3 protein-coding genes are annotated in these 2,824 nt (G+C 60.2%); 2 read left to right on the top strand and 1 reads right to left on the bottom strand.

The genetic code is table 11. From position 1 onward, the window contains the following. Window positions 1-1,040 (bottom strand): Na+/H+ antiporter NhaA (nhaA, locus tag VEK15_11460; protein HXV61304.1); only part of this gene is annotated, 1,040 nt, incomplete at its 3' end. Window positions 1,041-1,795: 755 nt separating this feature from the next. Here nhaA and VEK15_11455 point away from each other — a divergent pair. Further along, window positions 1,796-2,143, top strand: coding sequence for a BON domain-containing protein (locus tag VEK15_11455; protein HXV61303.1), 348 nt, complete (start codon window positions 1,796-1,798; stop codon window positions 2,141-2,143). A gap of 301 nt (window positions 2,144-2,444) precedes the next feature. After that, window positions 2,445-2,824 (top strand): radical SAM protein (locus VEK15_11450; GenBank protein HXV61302.1); only part of this gene is annotated, 380 nt, incomplete at its 3' end.

Raw genomic sequence — 2,824 nt, 5'->3', positions numbered from 1 at the left:
ACCGTGACCGAATTGCCGAAATCGCCCAACGATAGCGGCAACCCAGCGTTGGCGAATGCAAAGAGCGGCATAATGACGAAACCGACCCACGGGTGTAGCGCAATCTCCAACCGTTCGACCGGGGACAACGATTCGCGCGCGGCGATCTCTGCCACCTGCAATGTCTGTCGGTCTTTTGTGCCACCACTCGTCTCGTTACCCGCTGGATGAGCGACGACCTGGCTCAGCAGGGAATACAAACGTTCGTCGCTGACCCATCTGCGGACCGGTGTCAGCAAACCGAGTATCACGCCAGTGATCGTTGCGTGGATGCCGGACGCATCCACGGCGAGCCAGACGAGAGCCCCCACCAGAAAGTAGAGCGGAATGCTTCGGACGCCGACCAACGCCATTGCCAGCACGATCGCGACGCCAAGTACACCCGCGGCGAGCGCACCCCAGGAAATGTGACTACTGTAGCCGATTGCCACGACAAGAATGGCACCGATGTCGTCAACGATCGCTAACGAAAGCATGAACACGCGCAGGCTGTGGGGAATGCGCGACCCCAGAAGCGCCAGGCAACCGATGACGAGCGCGGTGTCGGTTGCCATGACCGTGCCCCAACCGGTCTCGCCGGGATGGCCCGATTGCAGCGTTCGATACAACACGGCGGGCACGAGCATGCCACCGAGGGCAGCCGCAATCGACAGCGCGGCCACGCGTGGGTCCTTCAGCTCGCCCAGGGTCAACTCTCGCTTGAGTTCCAACGCGACAAGGAAGAAAAACAACGTCATCAACCCGTCGTTGATCCAATCTCTCAACGAACGGGCGAGCTCGAAAGAGCCGAACTGAAAACCTACCCGGGTCTCCCAAGCATTCGAAAAAAGATGAGCCCACTGGGAGTTGGATAGAACGAGAGCCGCGACAGTGAATAGCAGAAGAACGGCGCCTCCGGCGGCCTCGATGAGCAAGAACCGCGCGAACGGTCTGGTCAGGCGATCGACGAGTTCCTTCGGTAGCCGGGAGAGAGCTTCATCAACGTGCGGTTCTTCACTCATAGCGCGACACTCAGGGGCTTTCGAAGGGTCATGGTTGATGGGCGGCAACCCCCCCGGTTCACCGGGTTGAGACCGCAGGCGGAGCGTCGGTTCCCCGCACCCCGGCGCTGTGAGTCGCCCGAGCCGCGCTCGACGGCGCCACACATCCGGGTGCGGATTGCGCTCAGGGAAAGCGATTCCTCCACCGGGTGCAACGGCGAGAGGGTCGACGTCGACCCTTCTAGGAAAGCCTCGAGCAAAGGCGCGGTAAACACGTTGAGTTGTCGCTTCTCAACGTCGAAGTCAGCGACAGGATGGTAGGTCCAGATGGGCGTTTCACCCTTATCTCTATCTGCTTTCTTGCGGGGGCTGATGCGTGTTGAAAATCTCAAGGTGCAGCAGTTTACCAGTCGGACACAACCGACGCGGCTCTTATGGGATTCTCTTTTTTTGCGTAGATTGTTGCAAGCGTCGACGGCCGCGGACAGCGCCCAGCACCGCCGACTCGAGAATTCGAGCCTTCTCGTCAACCCCTTTTCTACAAATTGCAGCATCCCGCTTCCAATCATCGCCGTTCTGACGGCCATCGAACAGAAGGACCAAGACGGCATCACCGGGACCGGTGCGCCTTTCCACAACCGGGCGGCCACTGGCACGGCGCTTGCTTCTCGAACCGATGTCCGGCCGTCTGACGAAGACGACGATAGCCGAAAGAGGCGAAGGAGCCCGACGATGGAGTTGCGAATGAGTAGAACACAAATAAAGGAAACCAAAACATGAATAACTTACGGTTCTCGATCCCCCTCATCTGTCTCGCTGCTTTCCTGGCGTCGGGTTGTACGGCCACGAAGAATACCGGTATTGCCGTGGGAGCGGGCGCCAAGGAAGCCGCTCAGCAGGTGGGTGGTACGGCCACGGATGCGAGCATCACCGCGGCGATCAAGATGAGGATGGCCGACGATCCCGTGGTGTCTGCCATGAAAATCAACGTGGATACGACCGATGGGAAGGTCACACTGAGCGGGACGGTCCAAGACGCCGCGGAAGAAGACCAGGCTGTCGGTCTGGCGAGATCGGTCAACGGCGTTAAGAGCGTCGATTCCAAGCTCGTCGTGCGGCGGTAGGAATGCGAGGCGGCAGTGGCTAATCACGGTTTCAAACGGGAAACGACGGGATCTGGCAATCTGGCACGGAGCGGCAGGTGCGCGAGTGCTCGGCGCGACTCGCTGCCTCGTGGCATCGCGCTGCGGGGGAACCATCTCGGCGGATTGTAGAGTTTGTCATGGGCACGAGTATTCCCGACTCCGCGCCGTACAGCGAGGCAGACGGGATACTCCGTAGTCTTCTTCGCAATGACTGGCGAGGGTACGCTGCACGCCTCAGTCGGAAATGGCGTTGAGGACGGAGCAATCGGAAGGACCTGTCATGACGCGTGCTGCTCGAGGGTCGCGTTTTCATCTGTTTCTCGTCAAACCGTCGAAGTACGACGACGAGGGCTACGTCGTACGGCACTGGCGCGGTGTGCTCCCGAGCAACACCCTTGCCTGCCTCCACGGCCTCACCGAGGATGTGCGCCAGAGGGGGCTCCTCGAGGACGTCGACCTCAAGGTGCATCTCATCGATGAAGCGGTTCAAAAGGTCCCGTTGCGAAGAATGATCCGGCTGAATCAGAGATCCGGAGACCGGGTCGTTGTCTCACTGGTGGGAGTTCAGACGAACCAGTTCTGTCGTGCGACGGACATCGCTTTGGCGCTGCGACGCGAAGGCGTACCCGTTCTCATCGGCGGCTTCCACGTGAGCGGCAC

It is taken from the genome of Vicinamibacteria bacterium (genome assembly GCA_035620555.1).
Classification (GTDB): Bacteria; Acidobacteriota; Vicinamibacteria; order Marinacidobacterales; family SMYC01; genus DASPGQ01.
Note: the sequence above shows the minus strand (reverse complement) of the source record. Positions and strands in the feature narration are given on the sequence as shown.